This window comes from Melittangium boletus DSM 14713 (assembly GCF_002305855.1).
In the GTDB taxonomy this organism is placed as follows: domain Bacteria; phylum Myxococcota; class Myxococcia; order Myxococcales; family Myxococcaceae; genus Cystobacter; species Cystobacter boletus.
The window spans coordinates 5,382,493-5,408,667 of record NZ_CP022163.1 but is presented as its reverse complement, the minus strand read 5'-3'; the positions used below and the strand labels follow the sequence as shown (position 1 = coordinate 5,408,667).

General features: G+C 70.4%; 25 protein-coding genes. 7 read left to right on the top strand and 18 right to left on the bottom strand.

Going from position 1 to position 26,175, the window contains the following annotated elements; all coding sequences use genetic code 11:
* Nucleotides 1–135 precede the first annotated feature (135 nt).
* Together MEBOL_RS22785 and MEBOL_RS22780 are read right to left on the bottom strand one after the other, a co-directional pair.
* Nucleotides 136–927 carry an SDR family oxidoreductase gene (locus MEBOL_RS22785; RefSeq protein WP_095979427.1) on the bottom strand — a complete coding sequence of 264 codons (792 nt, stop codon included), beginning with the start codon at nucleotides 925–927 and terminating at the stop codon, nucleotides 136–138.
* A 64-nt stretch (nucleotides 928–991) separates the two neighbouring features.
* Nucleotides 992–1,816 carry a HEAT repeat domain-containing protein gene (locus tag MEBOL_RS22780; RefSeq protein ID WP_095979426.1) on the bottom strand — a complete coding sequence of 275 codons (825 nt, stop codon included), beginning with the start codon at nucleotides 1,814–1,816 and terminating at the stop codon, nucleotides 992–994.
* An 80-nt stretch (nucleotides 1,817–1,896) separates the two neighbouring features.
* Between MEBOL_RS22780 and MEBOL_RS22775 the strand changes: the two genes are divergently transcribed.
* Genes MEBOL_RS22775 through MEBOL_RS22760 form a run of 4 tightly spaced genes read left to right on the top strand, consistent with a single transcriptional unit; the run spans nucleotide 1,897 to nucleotide 5,635 of the window.
* A complete protein-coding gene (locus MEBOL_RS22775) occupies nucleotides 1,897–3,444 on the top strand; it encodes an ABC transporter substrate-binding protein (RefSeq protein WP_245918754.1) in 1,548 nt (515 codons plus the stop codon).
* On the top strand, nucleotides 3,441–4,355 hold the full coding sequence (locus tag MEBOL_RS22770) for an ABC transporter permease (protein ID WP_095979425.1): 915 nt from the start codon (nucleotides 3,441–3,443) through the stop codon (nucleotides 4,353–4,355). The genes MEBOL_RS22775 and MEBOL_RS22770 overlap by 4 nt, the downstream gene beginning before the upstream one ends.
* Nucleotides 4,352–5,173, top strand: coding sequence for an ABC transporter permease (locus MEBOL_RS22765; RefSeq protein WP_095979424.1), 822 nt, complete (start codon nucleotides 4,352–4,354; stop codon nucleotides 5,171–5,173). The genes MEBOL_RS22770 and MEBOL_RS22765 overlap by 4 nt, the downstream gene beginning before the upstream one ends.
* Nucleotides 5,174–5,182: 9 nt before the next feature.
* Entirely contained in the window at nucleotides 5,183–5,635 is a 453-nt protein-coding gene (locus MEBOL_RS22760; RefSeq protein WP_095979423.1) for a GNAT family N-acetyltransferase, read from the top strand.
* A gap of 10 nt (nucleotides 5,636–5,645) precedes the next feature.
* Here the strand turns inward: MEBOL_RS22760 and MEBOL_RS22755 are convergent, their stop codons facing one another.
* From MEBOL_RS22755 to MEBOL_RS22745, 3 genes are read right to left on the bottom strand one after another with little or no spacing between them, the layout of a single operon-like run.
* Entirely contained in the window at nucleotides 5,646–7,637 is a 1,992-nt protein-coding gene (locus tag MEBOL_RS22755; protein WP_095979422.1) for a hypothetical protein, read from the bottom strand.
* A 13-nt stretch (nucleotides 7,638–7,650) separates the two neighbouring features.
* Nucleotides 7,651–8,565: a tetratricopeptide repeat protein gene (locus tag MEBOL_RS22750; RefSeq protein WP_095979421.1), complete on the bottom strand. Its 915-nt coding sequence runs from the start codon at nucleotides 8,563–8,565 to the stop codon at nucleotides 7,651–7,653.
* Between the two features lie 31 nt (nucleotides 8,566–8,596).
* Nucleotides 8,597–10,297, bottom strand: coding sequence for a serine/threonine-protein kinase (locus MEBOL_RS22745; protein ID WP_095979420.1), 1,701 nt, complete (start codon nucleotides 10,295–10,297; stop codon nucleotides 8,597–8,599).
* A gap of 236 nt (nucleotides 10,298–10,533) precedes the next feature.
* Between MEBOL_RS22745 and dtd the strand changes: the two genes are divergently transcribed.
* Nucleotides 10,534–11,001, top strand: coding sequence for a D-aminoacyl-tRNA deacylase (gene dtd, locus MEBOL_RS22740; protein ID WP_095979419.1), 468 nt, complete (start codon nucleotides 10,534–10,536; stop codon nucleotides 10,999–11,001).
* Here dtd and MEBOL_RS22735 read toward each other — a convergent pair.
* Nucleotides 10,949–11,824, bottom strand: coding sequence for a hypothetical protein (locus MEBOL_RS22735; RefSeq protein WP_095979418.1), 876 nt, complete (start codon nucleotides 11,822–11,824; stop codon nucleotides 10,949–10,951). The genes dtd and MEBOL_RS22735 overlap by 53 nt on opposite strands.
* A gap of 21 nt (nucleotides 11,825–11,845) precedes the next feature.
* Nucleotides 11,846–12,307: a PTS sugar transporter subunit IIA gene (locus MEBOL_RS22730; protein ID WP_095979417.1), complete on the bottom strand. Its 462-nt coding sequence runs from the start codon at nucleotides 12,305–12,307 to the stop codon at nucleotides 11,846–11,848.
* Between the two features lie 276 nt (nucleotides 12,308–12,583).
* Between MEBOL_RS22730 and nagZ the strand changes: the two genes are divergently transcribed.
* Nucleotides 12,584–14,215: a beta-N-acetylhexosaminidase gene (nagZ, locus tag MEBOL_RS22725; protein WP_245918753.1), complete on the top strand. Its 1,632-nt coding sequence runs from the start codon at nucleotides 12,584–12,586 to the stop codon at nucleotides 14,213–14,215.
* A gap of 9 nt (nucleotides 14,216–14,224) precedes the next feature.
* Here nagZ and hpf read toward each other — a convergent pair whose 3' ends face one another.
* From hpf to MEBOL_RS22690, 7 genes are all read right to left on the bottom strand, one after another.
* Complete coding sequence (gene hpf, locus MEBOL_RS22720) at nucleotides 14,225–14,875, bottom strand: ribosome hibernation-promoting factor, HPF/YfiA family (RefSeq protein ID WP_095979415.1); 651 nt, start codon at nucleotides 14,873–14,875, stop codon at nucleotides 14,225–14,227.
* Between the two features lie 199 nt (nucleotides 14,876–15,074).
* Entirely contained in the window at nucleotides 15,075–16,601 is a 1,527-nt protein-coding gene (locus tag MEBOL_RS22715) for a sensor histidine kinase (RefSeq protein WP_095979414.1), read from the bottom strand.
* Between the two features lie 72 nt (nucleotides 16,602–16,673).
* Entirely contained in the window at nucleotides 16,674–17,888 is a 1,215-nt protein-coding gene (locus tag MEBOL_RS22710) for a glycosyltransferase (protein ID WP_095979413.1), read from the bottom strand.
* Nucleotides 17,889–17,957: 69 nt separating this feature from the next.
* On the bottom strand, nucleotides 17,958–18,227 hold the full coding sequence (locus tag MEBOL_RS22705) for a GlsB/YeaQ/YmgE family stress response membrane protein (RefSeq protein WP_095982937.1): 270 nt from the start codon (nucleotides 18,225–18,227) through the stop codon (nucleotides 17,958–17,960).
* Between the two features lie 88 nt (nucleotides 18,228–18,315).
* The gene (rpiA, locus tag MEBOL_RS22700; RefSeq protein ID WP_095979412.1) at nucleotides 18,316–19,035 is read right to left on the bottom strand and encodes a ribose-5-phosphate isomerase RpiA; all 720 of its coding nucleotides are present in this window, start codon (nucleotides 19,033–19,035) and stop codon (nucleotides 18,316–18,318) included.
* Nucleotides 19,036–19,302: 267 nt separating this feature from the next.
* Entirely contained in the window at nucleotides 19,303–20,181 is an 879-nt protein-coding gene (locus MEBOL_RS22695) for an SDR family oxidoreductase (protein WP_095979411.1), read from the bottom strand.
* A gap of 101 nt (nucleotides 20,182–20,282) precedes the next feature.
* Nucleotides 20,283–21,053: a hypothetical protein gene (locus MEBOL_RS22690; protein ID WP_095979410.1), complete on the bottom strand. Its 771-nt coding sequence runs from the start codon at nucleotides 21,051–21,053 to the stop codon at nucleotides 20,283–20,285.
* Between the two features lie 172 nt (nucleotides 21,054–21,225).
* On the opposite strand from MEBOL_RS22690, the gene MEBOL_RS22685 reads away from it, so the two are divergent.
* On the top strand, nucleotides 21,226–22,101 hold the full coding sequence (locus tag MEBOL_RS22685) for a L,D-transpeptidase family protein (RefSeq protein ID WP_095979409.1): 876 nt from the start codon (nucleotides 21,226–21,228) through the stop codon (nucleotides 22,099–22,101).
* Nucleotides 22,102–22,153: 52 nt separating this feature from the next.
* Here MEBOL_RS22685 and rpoN read toward each other — a convergent pair whose 3' ends face one another.
* From rpoN to MEBOL_RS22665, 4 genes are all read right to left on the bottom strand, one after another.
* The gene (gene rpoN, locus MEBOL_RS22680; protein ID WP_095979408.1) at nucleotides 22,154–23,665 is read right to left on the bottom strand and encodes an RNA polymerase factor sigma-54; all 1,512 of its coding nucleotides are present in this window, start codon (nucleotides 23,663–23,665) and stop codon (nucleotides 22,154–22,156) included.
* A 262-nt stretch (nucleotides 23,666–23,927) separates the two neighbouring features.
* Nucleotides 23,928–24,665 carry an LPS export ABC transporter ATP-binding protein gene (gene lptB, locus MEBOL_RS22675; protein WP_095979407.1) on the bottom strand — a complete coding sequence of 246 codons (738 nt, stop codon included), beginning with the start codon at nucleotides 24,663–24,665 and terminating at the stop codon, nucleotides 23,928–23,930.
* Nucleotides 24,662–25,630, bottom strand: coding sequence for an LptA/OstA family protein (locus MEBOL_RS22670; RefSeq protein WP_095979406.1), 969 nt, complete (start codon nucleotides 25,628–25,630; stop codon nucleotides 24,662–24,664). The genes lptB and MEBOL_RS22670 overlap by 4 nt, the downstream gene beginning before the upstream one ends.
* Complete coding sequence (locus MEBOL_RS22665; RefSeq protein WP_245918751.1) at nucleotides 25,623–26,144, bottom strand: hypothetical protein; 522 nt, start codon at nucleotides 26,142–26,144, stop codon at nucleotides 25,623–25,625. The genes MEBOL_RS22670 and MEBOL_RS22665 overlap by 8 nt, the downstream gene beginning before the upstream one ends.
* Nucleotides 26,145–26,175: the final 31 nt, after the last annotated feature.

Genomic DNA, 26,175 nt, shown 5'->3' with positions numbered 1-26,175 from the left:
AGGGAGACACTTGCCTGGTCCCTTCGTGCTGGGCGCCCGGTCTTCCACCAGGCGGCGAAGCGTCATCTGGAAATGTACGGCAGTGCTCGCACGAGACGCGAGGGATGACCGCGACCCTGTAGGGAGGGGTACAAGCTACCAGGCGATGGCGTGGCGGTCCCGGAAGAAGCGCCCCGTGGGCCCTCCAGGAGGAAGGGTCGCCGCCCAGACCAGGGTGTCCGCGCCCTCCTCCACCCCTCGCGAGGCCCGCTCGCCGCCCATGCGCGTCTTCACCCAGCCCGGGGTCACGGCGTTGACGAGCAGGTGGCGCGGCCGGAGTTCATCGGCCAACAACCGGGTCAATGCGTTGAGGCCCAACTTCGAGACGCGGTAGGCCGAACCGGGCCAGCCCCGCGGCTCGTGCTGGCCGTCGCGCACGTCCGCGATGAAGGCGCGCAGGAACGCGCTCACGTCCTCCTTCGAGGAGGGCGGATCGATGCGCTGGCGCAGGGGCGGCGCCAGTCCCTCGAGCACGCCCAGTCCGCTGGACACCATGACGATGCGGCCATGCTCCGCCATCAACGGCAACAGCCGCTCGGTGACGTGCAGCGCGCCGAAGAAGTTCACCGCCAGGGTGCGCTCGGCCACGTCCGCGTCGAAGCCGTCCAGGGAGACGCCCGCGTTGTTCACGAGCGCCGCGAGCCGCAGTTCCTGACGCCCGAGCCGATCCGCGAGCCGGGCGATGCTCTCCTGGGAGGTGACGTCCAGGGGCTCGAAGGTCACCTCGAGCCCCTCATCGCGCAGCGCGGCGGTGGCCCGGGCCCCCTCGGCGATGTCCCGGGCCGAGAGCAACACCCGCATGCCCCGCTGGCCGAGCTGCCGGCAGACCTCGAAGCCAATCCCCCGGTTGCCCCCCGTCACGAGCGCCACTCCCGTCATCTTCTCCATGTGCCGCACCTCCGGGCACGAAGAGTAATGACGGAAGGGTTGGCCGGAAGTGTCCTCCAGGCCCTCAATCCGCGAAGGACGTCTCGTAGGCGCGAATCGTGTCGTCGAGAACCCCACGGAAGTACCGGTCCGCCTGGCCTTCCCGGTCACGCAGGGTGATCAATGCCGGATACACGCGAGGATCCAGGAGTTCCAACGCCGCCTCCACCGCGAGCACGCTCACCGTCCGGGCCGCCAGTGCCGCGAGCAGCGGCTCCAGCACCTGGGGCGCCTTGCGCGCCGCGAGCCCCAGCAAGGCCTCGCCCTGGATCTCCAGGTCGGTCTCCGACACGCGGCGCAACAGGGCCTCGCGCACCTCCGGCGTGTCGGCCTCGCAGACGGAGCCCAGACTGAAGGTGGCCCAGTTGCGCACGTCCCGGTTCGCGTCCGCCGACAGCTCGATGAGCGCGGCGATGCCCTCGGAGGTGGCCGCGGGCGGCATCGAGCGCGCCACCGAGCGCCGCACCTCCTCGCTCGGGTGGGCCTTGAGCTTCACGAGGTCGGGCACCACGCGCGCGTCATCCAGGAAGCCGAGCGCCGACACCGCGGAGTCCAGCACGCAGGGCTCCCGCTCCTGGCGCACCAGCGCCACCAACAGCCGCAGCCGCTCCTCATGGAAGGCATCCTCGTCCATCCCCAGCTGTCCGAGGATGTCCGCGCCCCGTGAGCGCGCCTTGGTGTCCGAAGAGCCCATCAGGCGCGCGGCCGCGTCGAGCACTTCCCGGGTTCCCCGATCGTGCAACACCCGGATGGCATCCCAGGCCTCATCATCGTCCTCCTCACCCTGGAGGGAGAGGGCGATGAGCGCCTCGGTGCTGCGGGGATCCTCGAGTGGATGATGTGGATTCATGGTGGCTCCGTCCCTGGAACCATACACGACCCCCCCACGCATCGACCCCTTCCCCCACATGTGTCACAACCCGGAACCCGATGCCCTCGCCACTCCGCTCCGCCTTCCTGGCGCTCCTCGTGGCGCTCGTGCCCGGCTGCCGCGCCGAGCCCCCCCCCGAGGGCATCACCGTGCTCATCGAGGCGCCGCCGGACAGCCTCGACAGCCGGGTGGCCCTCACCGCCCTGGGCCAGCGCATCGCCCAGCTCATCACCCCGGGCCTCGTCACCTTCGATGACACCGGCGCGCCCGTGCCCGACCTCGCCGAGTCGTTTCGCGAGCTGTCCCCCACGCTCGTGGAATTCACCCTGCGCCCGGGGCTCACCTTCCACGACGGCGGCGCGCTCACCGCCGAGGACGTGAAGGCCACCTACGACAGCGTGCGCGACGCGGCCCTCGCGAGCCCCCGGGCGGACCGGTACGCGGCCATCGCGCGCGTCGAGGCGGTGGACGCGCGCACCGTGCGCTTCCACCTGCGCGAGCCCTACGCGCCCCTCATCGTCGAGCTGTCCCTGGGCATCCTCCCCGCGCGGCGCGCCCCGGCCGCCTTCAAGGAGGCCCAAGGCACGGCGCCCGTGGGCGCGGGCCCCTTCCGCTTCGAGTCCCAGCCGGACGAGGAGCACCTGACGCTGGTGTCCTTCGCGGGCTCCGCGCGCGGGGCGCCCGCCATTCCCAGGCTGCACTTCCGCGTGGTGCGCGACGAGACAACCCGCGTGCTGGAATTGCTCAAGGGGCGGGCGGATCTGGTGCTCAACGCCATCTCCCCCGCCACGCTGCCCGCCTTGAAGCGCGAGCCCTCCCTGCGCGTGCTCACCCGGCCGGGCACGGGCCTCGCCTACCTGGGCTTCAACCTGCGCACGGGCCCGCTCGCCGACGCGCGCGTGCGCCGCGCCCTCTGCCACCTCGTGGACGTGGGGCCGCTCGTCACCTACAAGCTGCGCGGCCTCGCCCAGCCCGCCCAGGGACTCCTGCCCCGCACGAACTGGGCCTGGGCGCCCGTGCCCGGCTGCCCTCATGACCCCGGGGAAGCGGCGAGGCTGCTGGACGCCGCGGGCTACCCGGATCCCGATGGGCCCGGCGGCGAGCCCCGGCTCACGCTCCAGCTCAAGACGAGCACGGATCGGCTGCGCCGCTCCATCGCGCTCGTGCTGCGCGAGCAACTGTCGCTCGGAGGCGTGGCCGTGGAGGTGCGCTCGCTCGAGTTCGGCACCTTCTTCAACGACGTGCGCCGGGGCAACTTCGAGCTCTACACCCTCAAGTGGGCCTCCATCGTCGAGCCGGACCTGATGCGCGGCGCGTACCACTCGGGCAACGTGCCCTCGGAAGCGAACCACTTCGGCGGCCTCAACCGGGGAGCGCTCCGGGACACGGCGCTCGACGCCCTGCTCGACGAAGCCAGCCGCGTATCCACCCCCGAGCGCCGTCTCCTCTATACCCGGGCCCAGGAGCGGCTGGACGCGCTCGTCCCCATCGTCCCCCTGTGGCATGAGGACTCCGTGGCCGTCGTCTCCCAACGGCTCCAGGACTTCGAGCCGAGCCCCCTGGGTCTCTTCACCCCGCTCGCGCGCGCGAGGCTCGTGGCGCCATGATCCGGCGGCTCGTCTCCACCCTCGTCTCGGCCGTGGGCGCGCTGCTGCTCGTCTCGCTCTTCCTGCACCTCGTCCCGGGAGACCCCATCGACGTGATGCTCGGCGAGCAGGCCACCCAGGTGGACCGGGAGGCGATGCGCCGCGCGGTGGGCCTGGACGAGCCCGTGCCGCTCCAGCTCTGGCACTTCACGCGGGATCTCTTCACCGGCGAGCTGCGCACGTCCCTGCCGCCCTTCCAGAAGAAGGTGCTGCCCACCATCGGCGCGGCGCTGCCCTTCACGGGGATGCTGGCGCTCGCGGCCCTGGGGGTGGCGGTGAGCCTCGCCCTCCCGCTCGGCGCGGCCGCGGCGGCGCGCCGGGGCACGTGGGTGGATGCCCTGGCCATGAGTGGAGCGGTGGCCGGCGTGGCGCTCCCGCGCTTCTGGCTGGGTCCGGTGCTCATCCTCCTGCTGTCCTTGAAGCTCGACTGGCTGCCCGTGTCCGGCGCGGGCTCCTGGCGCCACCTGGTGCTGCCCGCGCTCACCCTGGGCACCGCGCTCGCCGCGTTCCTCGCGCGCATGACCCGCGCCTCCCTGCTGGAAGTCCTTCGCGAGGACTACATCACCGTCGCCCGGGCCCAGGGGCTGAGCACCTGGCGCGTGCTGTGGCGCCATGCCCTGCGCAACGCCCTCCTGCCCCTGCTCACCGTGCTGGGGCTCGAGTTCGGCGCCCTGCTCGGCGGCGCCATCGTCACCGAGAAGGTGTTCGCCTGGCCCGGCATGGGCACCCTGCTGCTCGGCGCCATCGAGCGGCGCGACTACAACACCGTGCGCGCCACCGTGCTCGTCTTCACGGGCTGCTACCTGCTCGTCCACGCGCTCACCGACGCGGCCTACGCGCTCGCCGACCCCCGCGTGCGGAGGCGCACGTGAGGCTCCCGCGCTCGCTCGGAGGACGAATCGGCCTCACCGTGACGGGAGCGCTCGTGCTCGCCGCGCTGCTCGCCCCCGTGCTCAGCCCCACCACCCCCGAGGCCATCGATCTCGCCGCGGAGCTCTCGCCCCCCGGCCCCGGCCATCCCCTGGGCGCGGGAGAGAACGGCATCGACCTGCTCACGCACGTGCTGCATGGCGCCCGGCTGTCACTCGCCGTGGCCTTCTTCACCGTGGCGCTCTCGGCGGCGGTGGGCACGGTGCTCGGCGGTCTCGCGGGCTATGTGGGCGGGCTCGTGGACGAAGCGCTCATGCGCCTCACCGACGTGCTGCTCGCCTTCCCGGGCCTGCTGCTCGCGCTCTTCCTCACCGCGGTGCTGGGCCCCTCGCTGCCGCACGTGGTCCTCGCGCTGAGCGCCACGGGGTGGACGGGCTACGCGCGGCTGGCCCGGGCCCAGGTGCTCACCTTGCGCGAGCGCGAATACGTCCAGGCCGCCCGGGCCCTGGGGGCGAGCAACACGCGCATCCTCTGGCACCACCTGTTGCCCAACGCCGCCGGGCCCCTCGTCGTCCAGGCCACGTCCGCCCTGCCCGGCACCCTCCTGGCCGAGTCCTCCCTCAGCTTCCTCGGCCTCGGCGCGCCGCCGGGCACCCCCTCCTGGGGCGCGCTCGTGGACCAGGGCACGCAGTACCTGCTCGTCGCGCCCCATGTCGCGCTCTTCCCCGGCATGGCCCTGGCGCTCGCGGTGCTCGGCTTCCACCTGCTCGGCGATGCCGTGCGCGACGCACTGGACCCCCAGCACCCGAAGCACCGATAACCCGGGCCCATGCTGACCTGGACGTGGAAGACGTTTCCGGAGCTGACGCTCGACGAGCTCTACCGCCTGCTGGCGCTGCGCCAGGAGGTGTTCGTGGTGGAGCAGCGTTCCGTCTACCAGGACGTGGACGGGTACGACCCCGGCGCCCACCACCTGCTGGGCATCGGGGACACGCCGGACGGGCCCCGGCTCGCGGCCTACCTGCGCGTCCTGCCGCCCGGGTTGAAGTACCCCGAGGCGAGCCTGGGCCGGGTCGTCACCGCGCCCCACGCGCGAAGCCATGGGTACGGACGGGCGCTCGTGGGCAAGGGGCTCGACTTCCTCGCGGCCCACCATGCCGGAGCCCCCATCCGCATCGGCGCCCAGAACTACCTGCGGCGCTTCTACGAGGGCTTTGGCTTTCGCGCCGTGGGGGACGTGTACGACGAGGACGGCATCCCCCACATCGACATGGTGCGCTGAGCGGACTTCCTCACGCGCGAGGAGCCACGCCTCCGCGAGCACGCCGGAAGCCGAACAGGGCCAGGAGCAGCAGGCCCAACGCCCCTGGCGGAGCGCCGGGGTGCGTGACGCCACAACCCCAACCGAGTGGAGACAGCGGCCCTCCCGGAGCGGGGACCTCGGGACCCGGGGGCTCTTCACCGGGAGGCTCGGGCTGAACCCCCACGCCGACCGGCTCCGAGGCCGCGACCGTGACGCTACAACCCACGCCGTTGGTGGCTCGTACCCGGACGACATAGCGCTCGCCCGGCACGGGCACCAGGTCATCGGCGGTCGCGCTCCCGTCCTTCACGGGCGAGAAGTCATGCACCGTGTACTGCTTCGAGTCGGTGATGGACCATTCGTAGCCCACGATGTCCGACTCATCGTCCGCAAAGCGGTTCCAGGTGGCGGTGATGCGGCCCCGTGCGTCGATGGAGGCCTGCACGCTGCCCCCCGTCGGCGGCGTGGAGTCCTGCCGCACCCCGAACAGGAAGCCATTCAGCCCCCCTGGAGCGTTGCGCTCGTAGCCCACGTCCCGGAGAAGGAGATCTTTCGCGGCGGAAGTGCCTCCGATGAAGAGCCGCGTGCCCGTTCCATCCAAGGCAAGTGCCCGCACGCTCTCCACGGAAGAGGAGGTTCCTCCCACGTACGAGCCCCACGACATCTGCTCCAGCAGCGGGTCCAGCGCCAGGACGAAGCCATCCCATCCCGCCGGGGAGAAGGAGTCGTCGAAGCCCCGGCCCATGAGCGCCGGATTGAACGAGCCCGCCTCCGTTATGCCTCCGATGAACACCTGGCCCGACGAATCGATCGCGGCACGGCCCACCGTGGACTGCGCGCCCGGCACATCCAGGCGTATCGCCAGGGGGGACAGACTCGCATCCTGGGTCACCACCTGCGCGAAGACATCGCTCGTATTGAGACCAGACCAGTATTTGGGAAAGCCCATGGCTTCCGTATGGCCCACCGCGACGAGATCCCCATTGGACTGCGGCAGGAGATCCGTCACCTCGGTCACGCCATTTCCCCCCAGGTGGACGAACCACTTCACGTCACCCGCGGGGTCCAACGCCACGAGGAAACCGTCCGCTGCTCCCGTGTGGAAGCCAGGATTGACGGTGCCCGGCTTGAGCGAGGTATCGGTGTCCAGGATGTTGCCCCGCACCACCCCTCCCACGTAGACCATGCCTTCTCGGGCGATGACGGAGTGGGCCGCATCATTCGCGACCCACAGGGGCTTTCCCAAGGGCCTCGCGGTCCCCACGATGCGGGTCCACACGACCTCCGGACCGGACTTCGGAGACACCTGCACCTGGGCGATGAAGGCATCGTGCTCCTCCCCTCGCGCCCCGAGACCCTTCGCCGAGGGGACGAACTTCTCCGAGTTGGTTCTTCCGACGACGTACACCTTGTCCCCGTCCACGGCGACGCCCAAGGCCTCGTCGGACTGCTCCCCCCCCAGGTACATGAACCAGCTCAGATTGCCCTCGGAGTCCACCTTGGCGAGGAAGGCGTCCACCCCGCCCTGGTAGCTCAGCACGGGCAAGACGATTCCGCCGATGTCGGTACTGACAGTCGGACCCTCGGCCTGGCCCACCACATACACCTCGCCGAAGGCACCGAGCGCCATGCGGACACCGGAGTCCGCGCCCGCGGTGCCGAAGATCCGCGACCACAGGACCTCCTTGCCATCGGCGCTCAGCTTGGCGACGAAGGTGCTCGCCCCCCAGTCGGGTGTCAGTCCGCTTTCACTGTTGAGGAAGGGGCTCGAGTCCGTCCGTCCCGTGACGAAGATCTCGCCCCGCGAGTTGACCAGGACGTCTTCCACCACGTCCGTCCCGCTGCCACCCAGGTAGGTGTTCCAGGAGACGTGGGTCCGCGCGGAGCACTCCTGCGCATGAGCGGGAGCGGGCAGCGCGGCGAGCAGAGGTGAAACCAGGAGGGCGGCCAGGGCGCCCCCACGACGAATGCGAGCGAACAAGAAGGTTCTCCTCCTAGAACAGGTTGAAGCCCACGCCCACCGAAGCCGTCACCACGAGCGCCCGGTAGGGGGCCCCCTCGGGAATCCGGAAGCGCTCGGCCCCGACATCCGCCAACAGGGTGAAGCGACTCACGGGCGTGAGCCGCAAACCCACCACAGCGCCGCCCCCCACGCCCACGCCCCGCACGCCCGTGCCCCGCAGGGCCACGCGCGGCTGGAGGCTCCCGCGGCCGAAGGCGTACCCCGCCTCCACGCTCAACCCCCAGCGGGACTCGGGAGCGGGCAGGAACCGCGCGCCCACTTCCCATCCCCCCACGCCCAGGGTGACGCCCGCGCCCAATCCCAGGGAAGGCCTTCCCGCCTCGGCGCCAGACACCAACACCCCGCCGATGTCGCTGAAGCCCACCAGTTCCGGGCGAAACCGGAAGGATGAAGGGGCCTTGGCGGACGAGGACGAAGGAGACGCCTGGGCCGGCCGCGCCCGCTCCTCCGCGAGCAACCGCTGCCGCTCGGCGTCCCGCGCCTGGGCCTGCTCCGCGAGCAGCCGTCGCTGTTCGGCCTCCTCCGCGCGGGCTTGTTCCCGCAGCCGCTCGGTCTCCACCGTCTTCTGCGCCAGGTCCGCCAGCGCCACGAAGTCCGGTGGAAAGCGCGCGGAGTCCACCCGCTGCTCGGGATGGCGGCGCGCGAGCTCCTCGAGCTGCTCGCGCGCCTCGTCCATCAAACCGCGCGCGTACAGCGAGGCGGCCAGGTAGGTGCGAGCACGGGCGCGATCCTTGTCGGAGAGCGCGGCGTTCTCCACCTCCTGGCGCAAGGAGGAGATCGCCTTCTCGTAGTCACCGCGCGCGTAGGAGTCGATCCCCCGCACGGGCGCCGCCCAGGTGGCGAGTGGCGCGAACAGGAGGAAGCAGCAGAGGAAACGCAAGGTCATGGAGAGAGACACTTCGAACGGGAAATGACGACTAGCCTTCGTCCGGGCAGACGACTTCGTAGGTGCTCGTGGCCCCCGAGCGGATGGTGATGGTCCCGCTGCGGTTCGTGATCGCCTTGTTGCCGCGCAACTCGACGCGGTGCTTGCCGGGGCTCAGGGACAGGACCTTCGTCTCGGGCATGCGCCCGCGCGGTTTGCCGTCCACGTAGAGGTTGGCCCAGCACAGCGAGACGAACTGGAGGGTGCCATTCGCGGCGATCCGGGGCTTGTTCACCAGGACCGGGTCGGCTTCGGGCAGGGACTTGAGTTCAGGCACCGGCTCGGGTGGCCGCGGCGTCTCTTGCGGCGCCTCGACCTGGCGGACGGGTTCGGGCTCCGGCTTGGGAAGGGCCACCGGGGTCACCGCCTCCACCTTCGGAGCCACGACCACCGGAATGGGTGGCTCCGCGGACTTGAACAGCACCACGCCCACCCCGAGCGCCACGGAGACCAGCCCCACGCCCGCGCCCATGAGCACTGGACGGCTCCGGCGCGCGACGGGCGCCATGACATCGGTGCGTGCATCGGCGCCTGGCGAGTGCCCTGGAGATAGCCCCGCCTGGGAGGGCGAGATGAGCGTCGGGCTGGACCCCATCACCCGGCTCGTCCCCCCCGCGAGAGACACCGGCCTGGAGCGCCGCCCCCCCGAAGAAGGCGAAGCGCCGCCAGAAGAGGCGCGCGAGATGCCGGGCGAGGACATCCCCTCGGGCGCCAGTGTCTCGGACAGCACCACCAGTTGCTCCACGACGTCCTCGCCCGAGGCCGGCCGGTTCTCGGGCTCCTTGGCCAACAACCGCAGCACGAGCTCATCGAGTTCCGCGGGCAGCCCGTCGACGAGCGACGAGGGCGCGGGCGGCTTCGAATGCACCTGCTGGATGGCCACGTGCATGGGCGACTCGCCCTGGAAGGGCAGCCGTCCGGTGAGCATCTCGAACAGGATGATGCCCGCGGCGTACAAGTCCGTGCGGGGGCTCACCGGCTGGCCACAGGCCTGCTCCGGCGCCATGTACTCGGGCGTGCCGAGGATGATGCTCGCGCGCGTCTGCGGCGTGACGCCGTGGGGCGTCGCGGCCTGCTTGGCGAGCCCGAAGTCCAGCACCTTCACGTACTCCGAGCCGTTGGACTCCCGGACGATGAAGATGTTGCCGGGCTTGAGGTCGCGATGGATGACGCCCTTGGCGTGCGCGGCCGAGAGCGCGGCGAGCACCTCGGAGATGAGCCACAGGGCCTGGGCGATGGGCAGGGGCCCGCGGCCATGGAGGACCTCATCGAGCGGACGTCCGTCGAGGAGTTCCATGATGAGGTACTGGCCCACGCCCGGGAGGGTGCCGAAGCCGAAGATGTCGATGATGCCGCGGTGACGGATGGTGCTCACCGCGCGCGCCTCGGACGCGAGGTCGCGCGCGCGCACCTCCTCCGAGGTGTCCTGGCGGATGATCTTGATGGCGACCTTGCGGCCGATGACCGGGTGCTCGCCCTCGTAGACGACCCCCATGCCTCCGGCGCCGATGCGCCGGCGCACCAGATACTCACCGATGCGCTGGCCCACCAGCGGATCGCGCTGGACGGTGCGGGCATCCCACTCGGACGCCACGTCGTCCGTCTCCGAGGGAACCTCCCAGGGCCCGGAACGCACCCTCGTCTTGTCGTCGAAATCAGAGTCCATGTAGATGGGCACGGACTGCTCGGGCACGGGCCCACTTCCCTCGCGACCAGGGAACTCCCCCCCATGGGGACTCGGGCGCCGGAGCAGTCATCTCGTCCGTTCACTTTACGGCAGTCCCCGGGGCGAGTCATCCGCCCCCGCTGGATTGATACGCCCAGGGTAGGCTGGGAGTGAGGAGAAGCCACACTCCCCGGCCATGGCGAATGGACGGGGCCCAACCCCGGGCCGGAGTAGGCTGCCGGGCCCACGGGGAGGGACGCACGATGAAGGCAGTGGTGCAGCGGGTGCTCGAGGCCTCCGTCACGGTGGAGGGCGAGCGGGTGAGCCAGATGGGGCCGGGGCTGCTGGTGCTGCTGGGGGTGGGCCAGGGCGATGGCGAGGCGGACGTGGCGTGGATGGCGGAGAAGCTCGCCACGCTGCGCATCTTCGAGGACGCGGCGGGCAAGATGAACCTGTCCCTGGAGGACACCTCGCGCCAGCTCATCGTGGTGAGTCAGTTCACGCTCTACGGGGACACGCGCAAGGGCCGGCGGCCCAGCTTCATCGAGGCGATGGAGCCCGTGGCCGCCAAGGCGCTCTACGAGCGCGTGTGCGAGGCCCTGCGGGCGCGGGGCCTGACGGTGGGCACGGGCGTCTTCGCCGCCGACATGAAGGTGGCGCTCGTCAACGACGGGCCCGTCACCCTGCTGGTGGAGAGCCCTCCGAAGGCGACGCCTCCGGCACCCCGTTGAGCGGGGGCGTCATGCGCGCCATCAGGCCCGCCTCCTCCCGCACCGCGTCGCGCAGGAGCGCCGCCAGCCAACCAATGCGGTGCACCCACGAGAAGCCCCGGGGGCCCACCAGGGCCTCGGGAAGGGGGGGACATTCGGCCGTCTTGCCCAGGAAGTAGGCGCGCACCGCGTCCAGTTCGGGGGGCTGGGCCGGAAGCAGCCGCTCGCGCTCACGCTCCAGGAGCCGCAAGAGCTTGGACTCCAGCTGCGCGTGCCAGCGCGCCACGGTGCTCGCGGGCCGCCAGGCCCAGTCCGCGAAGGCATATTGCTGGCGCGACACGTAGCCCCCTCGCCCCATGGGCGAGAAGACCCGATCCGGCGGGAAGGAGGGGAAGGGCTCCCACTGGCCGCCGATCAGCGACGCGAGCCCCAGGTCCGCCACGGGGTGCTGCCGGAAGCCCTCGCGCCGGCCGTGCGCGGCACGCGCCTGGGCATAGGGGTAGGTCGGGTCCTCCAGCATGAGCGCCAGGTGCAGGGCCTCGTCCCAGTCGCCCACGTAGCCCGCGCGCTCGCCCACCACGCTCCAGCCCGAGGGGCCCAGGCCCCAGTGCAGTCCCGTGAGGCGCTCCATCAGCAGGGTCCACGGCGTCTGCTCCACGCCCCCCAGCCCGCCTCCGATGTGGGAAGCGAGCAACCGCGTGCCCAGCAGGCGTGACTCCTCGTCCGCGAGTTGCCCCAGCAGGGATTGCAGCGCCTTGGCCGAATCGCTCATGGAGAGCGACAGGAAGGGCAACACCTGCTCATGAAAGAAGCGGTCGTTGACCGGACGAAGGACCAGTTGCATTCAGGTCAGCTTATCATGGCCTCAAGGCCGGGCATCTTCCTGCACGATCAGGGCGTGGATGGCCTCGGCCGTGGGCGCCTCGAGGATGGAGGCGCGGAAGCGCGGATTCTTGAAGAGGCGCGAGATGCGAGCCAGGGCCTTGAGGTGCACGCCCGCGCTGTTCTCCGGAGCCACGAGGGCGAAGAACAGGTGGGTGGACTTGCCGTCGATGGCCTCGAAGTCCACGCCCTGACGCGACACCCCGAAGGCGGCCACCAGTTGCGTGAGCCCGGACAGCTTGCCATGGGGAATGGCCACGCCCTCGCCAATGCCGGTGGAGCCGAGCTTCTCGCGCTCGCGCAGCACCTCCACCAGACGCTCCCCCTTCAACGAGGGATGGGCTTGGGCCAACGCCGCGCTCAATTCGCGCAGGATCTCCTGCTTGTCACGGGCCCGCAGGTCCGCGACGACGGCTTCTGGGCTGAGGAACTCGGAGATTCGCAAAGCTGGCGCTCCCGCGGTGGCGCTGCCTGCGCGGGCAATTACTCCTGGCCCTGCATTCGCGCAAGGGTCGCCTGCCTCCCTTGTCCTCCTTCGGGCGACTTATTCGCCGCTGGCCAGAAGATGGAGGGGGGGGAGGGGCTCGTCTAGTCTTCGGGCAACGTGTCTCTCCGGCTCCCGTGCACCCTCGCCCTCCCGCTCCTGCTCTGTCTCGGAGCCTGTGCCACCGCACCGGATCGGGTCCTCCCACTCCCCGCCCCGCCCGCCGTCACCCCGCCCGTGACGGAGCGCCCCCCGCCGCCGCCCTCGCGAGTCGAGGCGCTGCTCGGCGGCATGTCGCTCGAGGACAAGGTGGGCCAGGTGATGATGGTGGGCTTTGGCGGCACCGAGGTGGATGGGGGCGTGGAGCAACTGGTGCGCGGCCGCCGGGTGGGCGGCGTGTGCCTGTTCAAGCGCAACATCTCGGATGGAGAGCAGGTGGCGCGGCTCAACGCGGACCTGCGCGCGCTGTTCGCCGGAGGGGTGCCGCCCTTCCTCACCCTGGACCAGGAAGGCGGCAACGTGGTGCGGGTGAAGGACGGGGTGGTGGTGCTGCCGGGCAACATGGCGCTCGGGGCCACGCGCTCGCCGGAGCTCGCCTACGCGGCGGGTCTCGCCCAGGGGCAGGACCTGAGACGTCTGGGCTTCAACATGAACCTGGCGCCCGTGCTGGACGTCAACCTGAACCCGCGCAACCCCGTCATCGGCAGCCGCTCCTATGGAGACTCGGTGGCGCTGGTGTCGGAGCTGGGGCGCGCCTTCGTGCGCGGCCAGCAGGACGCGGGGCTCGTCACCGTGGCCAAGCACTTCCCCGGCCATGGCGCCACGGACGCCGACAGCCACACGGAGCTGCCCGTCATGCGCGCCACGCGCGAGGAGGTGCTCGCCCAGATGGAGCCCTTCCGGGACGTCATCCACGAGGGGTTGGACGGGTTGATGACGGCGCATGTGGCCGTGCCCGGCCTCACCGGCGATGACGTCCCCGCCACGCTCCACCCCCAGCTGCTCGGAGGGCTCCTGCGCGAACGGCTCGGCTTCGACGGGCTGGTGCTCACCGACGAGCTGGAGATGGACGCCATCGCCCGGCGCTACGGGGTGGGGCAGGCGGCGGTGCTGGCGGTGAGGGCGGGCGCGGACATGGTGCTCGTGCCCTGGCGGGCGGAGAAGAAGACGGAGGTCCACGAGGCGCTCATGGCGGCGGCCCGCTCGGGCGAGCTGCCCGCGGCCCGGCTGGACGAGGCGGTGCGCCACATCCTCGTCACCAAGGAGCGCCGGGGCCTCTTCTCGCCGCCTCCCGCGCTCGAGGAGCGGCTGGCCACTCCGCCCTCCGTCCAGAACGAGGAGGTGGCCCACCGCATCGCCCGCGCCGCCGTCACCCTCTTGCGCTCCCAGGGCCAGCACATTCCCCTGACGCCCCAGTCCCGCGTGGGCGTCATCACCGCCGAGGCCTCGCTCGGAGCGGCCATCGCCGCGCGCGCGCCCCGCGCTCGGGTGCTCGACGTGCCCGCCTGGCCCGAGCGCTCCCAACGCGCCGGACTGCGGCGGCGCGCGCGGCAACTGGCGCTCGGCTCGGACGTGGTGGTGGTGGGGCTCATCAACTCGTACCAGCTGGAGCTCGTCACCCTGGCGGCCTCCACCGGACGCCCCGTGGTGGTGGTGTCCATGGGCCTGCCCTACCTCGCCGAGCAGGCGGACGAGGCGCGGGCGGTGCTCGCCGTGTACTCCTACCAACCCGCCGCCACCGAGGCCGCCGCGGCGGCCCTCTTCGGGGAGATTGGGACTCCGGGCCGGCTGCCCGTGGGACTCAGCCGGCTGCACTTCGGTCACGGGCTGGACGCGCCCCGCCGGGAGCAGGCGCGCGTCAGTCCTTGATGCCCCGTCCTAGCCCTGGCTGGGAGTCGTCGGCGGCGAGTGCACGCCGATGAGGCCGAACTGCCCGTCGTCCTTGCGCCGGTACACCACGCAGACCTCGTGCGTGGTGGCGTGCTGGAAGACGTAGAAGTCCTGGTTCATCAGGTTCATCTGCATCACCGCCTCGTCCACCGGCATGGGCTTCACGGTGATTTCCGAGGTGCGCACGATGCGCGTCGCGGGCGCGGCGGCCGTGGCGGGAGCGCTCGCCGAGGGGGCCTCGGCGGGTGCCTCGGCGGCCTCGTCACGCAGCTCCTCGGGCAGCTCGAAGACCTTGTGGCGGACCTTGAAGTTGTTCACCAACTCCTGGCGGTGGTGGATCCGCTCGCGTCCGTGGTGGTTCTTGATCTTCTCCTTGTACTTGCGCAGCTGGGACTCGATCTTGTCCATGGCGAGGTCGATGGACGCGTACATGTCCGCGCTCTTCTCTCGGCCCCGTAGCACCCACGCGCCCGAGTGGATGGTGATGTCCGCGTGGTGCAGGTGCCGCTCGAGCGACAACACCACGTGCGCATCCCCAGCGCGATCCAGGTACTTGTTCACCCGCTCGACCTTCTCTTTCGCGTACTCCTTGAGGGCATCGGAGGAACCGAACTGGCGAAAGGTGATGTTGAGCTGCATGCGTTGCTGCCTCCTGTTGGGGCGGGAGAAAGACGACCAGCACTGCACCCCGGATCAGAAACCCGCCCGGGCCACGAAAGCAACCCACCCACTCGCGAGGACGGCTGAACGCACGCCACTCGACAGGCAGTGCCACCTGGACTTTCCAGTCCCGCTGGACTTCTGACACGAAAGGTGCGGGTTGGCGAAGGTGGAGGCGCTACAGAGGCAGTTCGACGACGAACGCCGCGCCGCGGCCCCCGGGCCCTGGCTCCACGTGCACCCGGCCCCGGTGTCCCTCGACGCACTGGCGGACGATGAAGAGGCCCAGGCCCAGGCCCCCCGCCCGCGCCGTCCCCTGGATCTGCTCGAAGCGCGCGAAGATGCGCTCCCGATCGGCCTCGGGCACGCCCGGTCCCTCGTCGCGCACCACCAGCCGAGCACCCCGGGGCATGCGCTCGAGCAGCACCTCCACCGGACGCCCCCCGCCATGGCGCAAGGCATTGAACAGCAGATTGACGAGGATCTGCTCGATGCGCAGCCGATCGAAGCGGCCCACCAGGCGGGGCTCCAGGAAGGAGTGCAGCTCCACGCCCGCCATGCGCGCGTCGTCCTCGATGCGCGACACCACCTCGGCCACCAGCGCCGACAGGTCGCCCGAGGAGAAGATGAAATCCAGCTGGCCCTGGCGGATCCGGCTGACGTCCAGCAGGTTGTCACCCAGCGTGCCGAGCCGCCGCAGCCCTCGCTCGATGGCATTGAGCCGGACCTGGACCCGCTGGGCGAGCAGGGGGGTGGTGGCATCCTCCTCGCCCAGGCGCCGCAGCATCTGCAATTGAAGGGACAAGCCCGTCAGGGGCGTCTTGAGTTCATGGCCCGCGAGCGACAGGAAGTCCTCGCGCACGCGCACCGCGTCCTGCAGCGCGAGCTCCGTCTCCTTGAGCTGGGTGATGTCCAGCATGGCGCCACGCACCACCAGGGGCTTGCCGTCGCCATCGCGCATCACGCGCGCCCGGCTGGTGAGCCAGCGCCACCCGCCTCCCAGGCCGCGCACGCGGTAGGTGGAGGTATAGGCCTTCACCCCCGTCGCGAAGATGTCCGCCACCTGCGCCTTCACCGCCGGGCGATCCTCGGGGTGCAGCGCCGCCAGGAACATCTCGTGCGTCCACGTGGGCTGCGGCTCGGCGAAGCCGTAGAGCTGATCATGCCCCTCGGAGCGGAAGACCTGACCGGTGACGAGGTTCGTTTCCCACACGGCCATCTGCGCGGAGTCGAGCGCGACCTGGAACCGCTCGCCCAGCAGCCGGAAGCGCTTCTCCGTCTGCTCCACCAGGGCTTGGGCTTCCTCGCGCTGGGTGATGTCGGAGGCGAGAAGCCACAACTCATCGCGCACCGGGGTGACGGTCACCTCCAGCCAGGTGCGCGGAGGCAGGGCCGCGAGGAAGCGGGCCGCCTTGCGCGTCTCCAGGGCCGCCGACAGGCGCTCGTGCAACGTGCGGCCCACCAGGCTGGGCGCCGCCACCCAGGGCTCCTGGCCCACCAGGCGCTCGGGCTCCACGCCAAGCAGCGCCGCCGCGCGCGCGTTGCAGCGCAGCACCCGCCCCTTCTCGTCCAGGGACAGGAAGGCCTCCGCCATGTGCTCGAGCAACAGCGTCAGCCGTTCGTCCGCCGTGAAGGGCGAGCCGTTGGACTCAGAAGCAGGCGCCTGGTGGGAACCGGGCGCGCGCGAAACGAAAGGCGCGCTCACCCGCCGTAAAGTCGCTGGCGCGGCCTCCCACGTCAAGGACCCTGTAAGGAAAGGGCCCGCTCACCGGTGGAATCAGCGGGCGGCCATCCCAGGAGTGGGTGTCTTGCCCGCCGCGAGTTGTTCCAGGAGCCACACAGCGCGCTCGATGCCTGGCGATTCACGGGACTCGCGTTGAAAGCGCCGCGCGGCCTCGCGGTAGGAAGGCACCGAGAGCACCTCGCGCACCGCGCCGCGGATGGCTTCAGGCGTCAGGGCGAGCACATCCAACACACGCGCCACGCCCAATTCCTCGCATCGCGAGGCGTTGAGCGGTTGATCCGCGAGAATGGGCAGGAGCACCAGGGGCAGCCCATGGCTCAACGCCGACGTCGTGCTGTTGTAACCCGCGTGCAGCAGGGCCAGGTCGCACCTCGGCAGGAGGAGCGTCTGGGGAATGTAGCGCTCCACGTGGATGTGGGCGGGTTGCGGTCCGAATCCAGCGGGGTCCTGATCCCTCCCCACGGTCATCACCAACTCCACCGGCTCGTCCCGCAGGGCCTCGAGGATGGCGCGCAGCGGGCCCTGCATCTTGTTGAAGACGGTGCCCAGCGAGGCGTAGACGACCGGCCGGCCCCCCTGCCCGAGCCGCTCGGCCCACTCCGGCAGCCGCTCGTCACCGGATTGATCGAAGAGCGAGGTGCGCAGGTAGTGCGTCGTGGGCGCCAGGGGCGCGGAGCCCAGATAGGAGGGGGGCGCGAAGCACAGGTGCAGGAAGCGGTAGAACATCTCCTGGTGGGGATCCGGCCCGAGCCCCACGCTGGCACGCAAGGCATTCAGGTGCTCGGTCATCCGCTCGCCATGGAAGTCCTCGGGACGCATGGCGCCCACCTGGATCACCGCGCACGCAATCCCCAGATGCTCGGCGGCCACGCACGCGCCGAACTCCATCAGGTCGCGCACGATGACGTCCGGCCGCCACTGCCCGGCGATGCGCAACAGGTCCGGCACCATGCGTGCCGCCAGCGTGTCCACGAACATGTCCGTGACGTGCCGGAGGTGTCCGTCGGCGGAGCCACGCACCTGCTGGAGCAGGGACTCCATCCCCTTCATCACCTCCCGCGAATCCATCGAGGTCGACAGGTCGATGCCCGCCGTGAAGTGACGGAATCCGCTGTGCTCCACCACCTGGCGGTAGGACTCCGCCAGGGCGAAGGCCACCTCATGCCCCGCGTCCTGGAGCGCCCGGGCCAGCGGCACCAGGGGATGGAAATGACCGTATCCGGGGCACGACGTGAACAGCACGCGCATGATGGAAGTCCGCCAGTGCGAGGGTGGAAGGTCCCGCGCGGACCTTCACACCCGGCCGCCCGGAGGGCCTCAAGTGGCCCGGTATGTCGTTCGATGAATCGCCCTGAGGATCAACAGTAGGACGACCGCCCCGACGAAGGCCACGATGATCGAGGACACGAGGCCGCCACCCGGAGCACCCACCCCCAGGGCCCGGAAGAGCCATCCGCCCAGGAACGCGCCGACGATGCCCACCACGATGTCGCCCACGATGCCGTAGCCGCCGCCCACCACCGCCGACGCGAGCCAGCCCGCGATGAGACCAATGAACAGCCAGAGGACCAATGTTTCGAGACCCATGTGCACAACCCCCTCTCGAGATTGACTGTCCCAAGAGGTAATCATCCGGATCCCCCCGGGGAGGGGCGTACAGGCGGGGGAGCCCCCCTCAACCGGGCCGGCGAACCTCGATGCCTCTCGTGCCCGCCACCACCAGCTCCGACGTCAGACCCAGGAACAGACCGTGCTCCACGAGCCCGGCCCGGGCCGCCAACCGCTCGGCGAGCGCTTCCGGTGCGTCCAGTGGACCCCAGGCACAGTCGAGCACGAAGTGGCCCTGGTCCGTCAGGAAGGGAGACCCATCGGGACCCTCGCGCCGGGTGACCCGGGCCCCGAGCCCTTCCAGGAACAGCACCTGGGAGCGCCACCCAAAGGGCAGGACATCCACCGGCACCGGCCAGCGCGTTCCCAGCCGGGGCGACAACTTGGCCTCGTCCACCACGATGAGCAGCCGCCGACTCGCCTGGGCGACGATCTTCTCGCGCAGGAGCGCGCCTCCCCCCCCCTTGATGAGTCCCAGCCGGGGATCCACCTCGTCCGCGCCATCGATGGCGAGATCCAACACGGGCCGCTCCTCCAGCGTGGTGAGCGGCACCCCGAGCGACAGCGCCAGCGCTTCCGTGGCCCGCGACGTGGGCACGCCCACCACGTCCCTCAACCGCCCTTCCGTCCGAAGCTCGGCCAACCGTCTCACCACGAAGGCCGCGGTGCTCCCCGAGCCCAGTCCCACCACCATGCCGGGCTGGATGGCCTCCACGGCATGCTCGGCGGCCTGGCGTTTGAACCGCGCGCTATCGCTCTCGCTATGGCTCTCAATGGGCGGAGACATCGTCCGTACGTTCGCACGAAAAGAATTGGGGAGGGGCCGCCCCCCAGCGGCCCCTCCCCAAGGCACTCCCTCACTGCGGCCCCTGACAGGGCTCTCCCCTCCAACAACCCTTCAATCCGTCCCGCCCCGACCCGCCCCATCCCCTCATCCGGACGACAAGGCATGGAGCATCCCTCGTGCCAGCCATTCCCCACGCCGCGAGCCCTTTGAATTCAAGGACTTACGGCATGGGGAGGAGGAGGCAGCCAGGCCTGAACCGGGTAAGAATTACGCGAGCAGCTTGCCGCCGGTGACGCCGAGGATTTCACCATTCACGTAGGTGGACTCATCCGAGGCGAGGAAGACGAACGAGGGAGCGAGCTCCGCAGGCTGCCCCGCGCGTCCGGTGGGGTTGCTCTCGCCGAACGTCGCCACCTTCTCCGCGTCGAAGGAGGCCGGGATGATGGGCGTCCACACCGGCCCCGGGGCCACGGCGTTGACGCGGATGCCGCGCTCGATGAGCGACTGGCTCAACCCCTTGGTGAAGGTGACGATGGCGCCCTTGGTGCTCGCGTAGTCGAGGATGGGGGGCGACGGCTGGTAGGCCTGGACGGACGCCGTGTTGATGATGGAGGCCCCCGCCTTCATGTGCGGCAGCGCGTAGCGCACCAGGTGGAACATCGCGAGGATGTTGGTGCGGAAGGTGCGCTCGATGCGCTCGGCGGTGAGGTCCTCGAAGCGCTCCACCGCCTTGCCCTGGTAGGCCGCGTTGTTGACGAGCACGTCGATGCGGCCAAAGCGCTTCACCGTGTCCTCGATGAGTTGGCGGCACACCGCCTCGTCCGTCAGGTCTCCCCGGAAGGAGATGACCTGGTGGCCCGACTCCTCCACCACCCGCCGGGTCTCGGCCGCGTCCTGGTCCTCGTTGAGGTAGCCGAAGGCCACGTCCGCGCCTTCCCGGGCGAACGCGAGGCACACCGCGCGGCCAATGCCACTGTCGCCCCCGGTGACGAGCGCCACCCTGCCCTTCAACCGGCCGAGTCCCTTGTAGGACGTCAGGCCGTAATCCGGGGCGGGCGTCATCTTCGCCTCGATGCCGGGCGCCTCCTGCTCCTGCGGGGGCCGGGGGGGCTTGTGTCCGACGTTGCGCGGGTCCTTCTGGGCCATGGCGAATCTCCGTGGTGGGCAGATGAGTACCTGCCCAGGGTGGGGACGCCGGGGTCCGGACAACAACGGAGGCGTTGGACCCGCTCGGACAGCGGGCGGGCTCAGCGCGCGACGGTGACTTCAACCTCCTCCGAGTGCACCACACCGCCCTCGCATCCCGCCACGCCCTCGCAGGAGAGGACCCGCACCGTGGCGGTGCCATCCAGACGCAAGAGGTACAGACCCTCGGTGCTGGCCTCGGGCACGAGGAAACGGCCGGTGTTGCCCTCCTGCTCCACCGGCAGGCTGGTGGTGAGACCGCCACTCCGGGGCGTGAGGCTGACCTTCAGGGCATCCACCACGGTATCGCTCGCGGGTTGCCACTCGTACGTCTGCACCTGTCCGCGCTGCAGCGTGGTGCCCGAGGCCCCGCCCCCCCGCACCAGACGCCGCTTGGCCTGGGCCCCCGCGAGCACCACGTCCACGGTGTGGGTGTCATCGCGCAGGGTGATGCGCACGTCCTGGGGCGCACCACCGCCCCACCGCGCGGGATCGAAATCGAAGGTGGCCCGGGGGGACTCGCACGTCTGACGGCCGCCGCTTCCAGAGAAGCCTCCGGGCACGAGCGTCATGGGCTCGCCCTCGAGGGTGGCGGTGACGCCGTCGGTGAGCCGCACGCACCCTTCCTCCTGGGAGAACAGCACCGTCACCCGGTGGGCCCCCGGGGTGGAGGGCCGCTCCAGCGAGTCCACGTCCGTGAGGGCGAACTGGAGGGTGCGGCCCCTCAGGTCCGCGAGGGTGACGGACGGGGCCACGGACGAGCCACAACCGGAGAGCAACCCCAGCACGGCGAGCAGTCCCGGGACACGACGGGGAAGGCGGACGGAAGGCATGGGAGGGCGACCCTACTCGGGCCCCTCGGTGTCGAGAATGCGGTAATGGGCCGCCAGCGGAGGGGCGCGTGCTCGGGGCTCATCGGGTCAGCCGACCTGTATATGCTGCGCGCCCATCCGCCGGAACCCGGTGGCCCCCCCGGCCCCCGGTTCCAGCACCCCGAGACGCACCATGACCCAAGATTCCACTGGTTCCTCGCCTCCACCCACCGCCGCGCCGCCCCCGGACGGGGGGGAGCCGGAACCCCTGGGCAACGAGCGCTTCGCCCACGTGCCGGAGCTGGCCCCCGTGCTCGCGGGCAAGGCCACCCTGGGAAGCGGCGCCAAGGGCCCGGCGGTGCGCGCGGTGCAGCAGGCGCTGATCGACCTGGGCTTCAGCCTGTACGGCGGGGCGGATGGCGGCTTCGGACCGCAGTCCGCCAAGGCGGTGCGCAATTTCCAGGTGCATGCCCGCACGGCCTTTCCCCAGGTGCGCGCCCATGCCACCGTGGACGCCGCCACCCTGCGCGCACTGGACGCGCTCACGCCCCCGCCCGGCCAGAAGGGCCAGCTGCGGCACCTGCCCGCCCCGCGCTACCAGGGCACCGCCGTGCGCGTGGTGGTGGTGAAGAACGAGCACCGGACGTTCCTCTTCACCCCCGAGGGCCAGCTCCAGGCCATCTTCGGCAACGCCGTGGGTACGCGCTACACGCAGACGGACTCGGGCCTCAAGAAGGTGACGGGCAAGCTGGACGAGGCGGCGGCCCATGCCCTGGGCCAGAAGCTGTGGGGAGGATTCGTCTTCGGGCCGCGCCTGGTGGACCTGTCGTGGGCCAATGGCGCCCGCTCCGGCGAGGAGCTGCACGGCACCAACGCCCCGCTCCAGCTCGGCGAGGACGTGTCCCACGGCTGCATCCGCCACGACAACACCGCCATCATCGCCCTCTACGACGCGCTGAGCGTGGGGGACAAGGTGGCCATCGTGGACAGCATCAATGATCCGCACCTGGAGCGGCCCGCGGAGCCCTCCGGCAAGCCGGACCTGGGCACCGCCGTGGCCTCGCGCTGAGACACCGGGTGGGGGCTCGCGGTGGGCCCCCTCCCCCGGCGCCCCCGGACGGCTAGAAGTACTTCTTGCGCTTGCTGCTCGGCAGGATGTTGAGCACTTCCCGGTACTTGGCCACCGTGCGCCGGGCGATCTCCGTGCCCTGGGCCTTGAGCAGCTCGACGATCTTCTGATCCGAGTACGGGTTGCGCGGGTCTTCCTGCGACACGAGCTGCTTGATGTGGTGCTTCACGGCCTCGCTGGCGGTGTCCTCTCCGGACACGCGGGCGATGGACGAGTTGAAGAAGTACTTGAGCTCGAAGATGCCCTGGGGCGTGTGCACGTACTTGTTCGTCGTCACGCGCGACACGGTGGACTCGTGCATGCCGATGTCCTCGGCCACGTCCCGGAGGATGAGCGGCTTGAGGTGGGCGATGCCCAGGTCCAGGAACTCGCGCTGGAACTTCACGATGCTCTCGGTGACCTTGTAGATGGTGCGCTGGCGCTGGTGGATGGAGCGGATGAGCCACTGGGCGCTGCGCAGCTTCTCCTGGATGAACTCCTTGGTCTGCCCGGGGCCCACGCCGCCATTCTTGAGCGCGTTGCGGTACATGCCGGAGATGCGCAGCTTGGACAGACCGTCGTCGTTGAGCACCACCGTGTAGTCGTCCTCCATCTTGTAGATGAAGACGTCCGGGGTGATGAACTGAGCGTCGTCGCCGCTGAAGTTGCGGCCCGGCTTGGGATCCAGCTTGGGCAGCAGCTTGGAGGCCTCCACCACCTCCTCGAGCGTCACCTTCAAATCCTTGGCGATCGCCGGCAGGTTCTTGCTCTCCAGGTACTTCATGTGCCGCTTGATGATGAGGCCCAGGAGCGGCGCGTGCTTGTCCTTGAGCGCGGCCACCTGGATGAGCAGGCACTCGTGCAGATCCCGCGCGGCGCAGCCCTTGGGCTCCAGGTTCTGGATGCGGCGCAGCGTGCGCTCGGCCAGGCTCATGGACACGTCCGCCTCGTTGGCCAGACGGATGAGGGGATCCCCCTCCACGTCCTCCAGCTTGAGGTAGCCGTCATTGTCCAGGTTGCCGAGGATGAGCATGCCGATGCGGCGCTCGGCCTCGTTGAGCCGCAGCGTGCCCAGCTGCTCCTGGAGGTGGTCCGCCAGGTCCTCCTTCTCCACCATGTTGGCTTCGAAGGACGGCATGTCGTCCGTGGCCACGTTGCCCTTGTTGGACGCCGTGGTCGGCTCGTTGAACTGGTAGCTGTTGAGGTACGCCTCCCAGTCGATTTCCGGCGGACCGTCCTTGTCGGCCTTGAACTCCGTGGCCGTGTCCGGGGTGCGCGCTTCCAGATCCCTCGGAATCTCCGTGTTCGCCGCCTCGTGAGAGGCCTCGCCCGGCTCCTTGTCGGACAGGTCGCCGAAGGGGGTCTCGTCCGGCTGCTCGAGCAGGGGGTTCTGATCCATCTCCTCCCGCACCTGCTCCAACAGCTCCATCCGCGAGAGTTGCAGCAGCTTGATGGCCTGCTGCAGCTGGGGCGTCATCACCAGCTGCTGCGAAAGCTTCAGGCTCTGCTTGAGTTCCATCGCCATTTCTGGGGTCTCCCGCCCGTTTCAACACTCGACTCGATGGCGACTCGCCATCAAGGACCGTGCCAACCTAACAAGGACCCCTGACTTCGTCCAGTGCCCCAGGGTTCGGCCTGCTCCTTGCAGAGAGTGAATTTCCTTATTTATTCCGGGAACTTGGACAGACGTGAGGCGCGCGGAGACGTTCACGAGTCGACGAGTTGGCACGGGGCTGCAAGCGGCCGCCGCGTGGGACGACCGTCTCGCGGCGCCGGTTCCTCGGGCCTCACACGGAGTGCAAGCGGAATCGGTCTCCCAGGTACACCTCGCGGGCCCGCGTGGAGGCGGCGAGCTGTTCCGGAGAGCCCTCCTCGAGAATCTGCCCCTGTGCGATGATGTAGGCCCGATCACAGATGCGCAGGGTTTCCTGGACGTTGTGATCCGTGATGAGGACGCCGAGGCCGCGCGACTTGAGCTGGGAGATCTGCTGCTGGATGTCCCCCACGTTGATGGGGTCCACGCCGGCGAAGGGCTCGTCGAAGAGGATGAAGCGGGGGTTGGGGATGAGGGAGCGGGCGATTTCGGTGCGCCGGCGCTCGCCACCGGACAGGGGCTCGCCGAGCGATTCGGCCACGTGCCCCAGGGCGAACTCCTCCAGGAGCTGCTGGGCGCGCTTCTCGCGCTCGGCGCGGGTGAGGCCCTTCTGCAGCTCCAGCACGGACAGGAAGTTCTGCCGCACCGTGAGCTTGCGGAAGATGGAGGACTCCTGGGGCAGATAGCCCAGGCCGTGGAGGGTGCGCCGGTGCATGGGCAGGGCGGTGAGATCCTCGCCGTCCATGTGCACCCGGCCGGCGTCGGGCCGCACCAGGCCCACGACCATGTTGAAGCTCGTCGTCTTGCCGGCGCCATTGGGACCGAGCAGCCCCACCACCTCGCCCTGGGCGACGTGGAACGACACGTCCCGGACCACCTGGCGCTTGTGGAACGTCTTGCGCAGACCCTCGGCGAACAGGCGGCCGCTCATGGATTCCTCGTCCCTCCTGAAGGGGGGTTGGTGGGCGTGGGAGCCGGACTGCCCTTGCCTGCCTCCCTGCCCCGGGGAGGCGTCGCCGACTCGACCGTCACAACGGCGTCCTTCACCTCGAAATTCGCGTCCCCCACCGTCATGCGCACTTCCGAGCCCCGCAGGTGGGTGGTGGCGTCGCGCGCCTCGGGGTTTCCGGTGACCACCAACACCCCGGTGGGCACCCGGAATTCGGCCCGCTCGCCCCGGACCGACCGGTCCGCGTCCGTGGCCCGCACGTGCCCCACGCACTCCGCGCGGCTCACCTGCTGTGCGGCGGTGTAGTAGGCGATCATCTTGTCGCAGCGCAGCTCCATGGTGCGGTGCTTCACCACCACGTCGCCGGTGAAGACGGATTGGGCGCGAGAGCCCACGACCTTGCGGGCCGTCACCTCGGCCGGAACGCGCGCGGCCGGGGCCTCCTTGCCCGCGGGCTTGCGCCGGGGCGTGAGCGGAGCCGCCTCGAGGGTGACGGTGGCGTCGTCCACCTCGTATTCGAGGCCGGGCGAGCCCATCACCAGGCGCATCTCGGAGCCGCGCAGCCGGGTGGTGGGGTCGCTCGCCTCGGGGTTGCCCGTGGCCACCAGCACGCCGCTGGGCACGTCGAACACGGCGCGTTCACCCTGGGCCGTGCGCGCCCCATCCACCACGCGCATGTGGCCCGCGCACTCCACGCGCGTCACCTCGCGCGGGCCGGTGTAGGAGGCCGTCATCTCGTCGCAGCGCAGATCCATGGTCCGCTGCTTCACCACCACGTCGCCGGAGAACACCGCCTGGGAGCGCGAGCCCGTCACGCGCTTGGAGGAGATCTCCACCGGGTCGCGCAGGCGTGGGGACGTGTCGCGGGGGGAGGCGGAGGCGGCGGCCGGGGCCGGAGCGGCCACGGGTTGAGCGACGAAGAAGGCCGTCAGCAGGTACTCAATCATGCGTGGACTCCAGCACGGTCTGGACCGAGCCCTCGAAGGTGAAGCGCCCATCCGGAGCGGACAGCGAGAAGGAGTCGGCGCGCAGGCGGTAGTCCGGAGCCTGGACCTGGACGCCCTCGTTCCCCTCGGCCACCTGCTGGACGCCGTCGTAGGTGGCCCGGGGGGTGCGCGCCACCATGCCGGAGCCGGTGCGCACCTCCACGCCTCCGGAGGCCACCATCCGCCGCGAGCCCAGGTTGCCCTCCATGAGCGCCGCGCGAACCACCGTCACGTCCGCGGGCGTCTTGCCCGGAACCTGGAGCGTGGCCTGGGTGGCGGTGAGCTCGCCATTGCGCTCGTAGGTGGCCCGTTCCGCGTGGCCGGACAGGGAGGGCGTGTCCCCGTCGAACGAGCGCAGCCGCACCCCACGCATCACCACGGCGGGGGGAGCGGAGGCGTCCGCGAGCCCGGAAGGCGGCGAACAGGCTCCGCCCAGGAGGAGCAAACCAGAGGCGAGAAGGACGGCGCGTGGCACGGGCTCCTCTCTATCACCCGGCCGGGGCGGG